The organism is Pedobacter sp. Leaf132, from assembly GCF_920984695.1.
GTDB lineage: Bacteria > Bacteroidota > Bacteroidia > Sphingobacteriales > Sphingobacteriaceae > Pedobacter.
Map to the genome: position 1 here is coordinate 1 of NZ_CAKLBO010000022.1, position 1447 is coordinate 1447.

General features: G+C 43.3%; 1 protein-coding gene. It reads right to left on the bottom strand.

Features of this window, described 5'->3' with window-relative positions; all coding sequences use genetic code 11:
• Window positions 1-4: 4 nt before the first annotated feature.
• Window positions 5-1447, bottom strand: a 1443-nt coding sequence (locus tag LUA86_RS19175; RefSeq protein WP_231465801.1) for an IS4 family transposase, incomplete at its 5' end; no start/stop codon positions are given.

Sequence of the window (1447 nt, forward strand, 5' to 3'; positions counted from 1 at the left end):
AAGCCTACCGTGTACCCACATCTTTTTGGATTTCGAATCCTAAATAGATATTATAGAATTTTTGGAGACCGAGTATTAGGGTTGTTGCACCAGGCTTCCTCTGTGATGAATAACCTTTCCAACCACCTAACCTTGCTATTACCCATGTTGCCCCCCTTAGTTCTGATATTTGTTTGGGATTAGACAGTAATTGTGTTTTCCCCTGTAGCCTGGTATTTACTACAGTTAGGCATTCAAGTTCTGTATCGCTGAATGCAATGCTACTGGATATCGGTGGTTCTCCTTCCTCCATGCCGTAGGCAATATGCATCTGAAACAGTTTCAATATCGTGTCCATGATCAACAAGGTCAGTTTTCGTATAGCCCATCCCTGTTCCAGCTCACTGCTTTCTATATCATAGCATTCCTTTTTCAGCACCCTGAAGAATTCCTCTATCATCCACCGGCAGGTATACCATTCAATCACCTGACGGGCATCCTCTACTGTATTTACCGGCAATGTGGTTGTTAGCCTCCAATGAATTGGGTCTGCAATATTTTCGGTTACCTCCCTGGCTTCTATTACAAATACATCAGCAGAGATCTCGGGTACATCTTTGGGTCTACGGTCTGGACGTTTAAACTGAACTTTTTTATAGCGAATCTCTATTTGTGCCTCCCTTGTGGCGGTCTTTTTATGACTATCCCTATCTACTAGGATGGTATAGGTTCCCCTGCAGGGTTCCTGAGCTACTGTAGCTAATAGTCTTCCTTCAGAAGTCAATATTCGGTCGTACTGGCTGCGTACAATCAGAAATGAGTTGTCAGCCAGCGCACCAGTAGTAAACTGTTCGAAGATATCGCCTTCCCGGTCCTGTATGATAATAACAGATGCTGCATCCTTTAGATAATTGCCAGCTCGCTGGTTTCCCCTGAGCCATTTTGCAGATTCCTTGTCTTGGACGGACATCTTGCTGCGTTCATAACCCGTTACAAGCTTGATGCCAGTACGGTTAAAGAGATCAATGCCTGCATAACCGTAAGGAAAACAGGTATAGGCATCTACAACAAGGCAGGGGTGTACCTTAAAGCCAATGCCTTTTTTGACTGCATCAATTGGTCCTACACCGCTGGATGCTCTCAGTCGGTTGCTGTGGTTAGCTAGATTTATCTCTGAGGTATCCTGAATACATAAAACGACTTTGTCCTTGACAGCTTTTCCACAGCGAAAGCCCATATCTGAGGAAAGTAACTCCTCCTTTACCTTTGAACTATTTAAAAACCTGTAAAACGCTTTTTGCTCGGCTCGGCAGCTTGCTAGCGACTGAATACTTGTGGAGGGATCCTGACGTAATTTATTTAATAGGCTTTCTCCTCGTCTAGATAACCTAAGGTCGTTAAAAAGTTTACTGTAATCTGTTCCAAACATGAAACAAAAATAAAAATAAAGATGTGGGTACACGGTAGG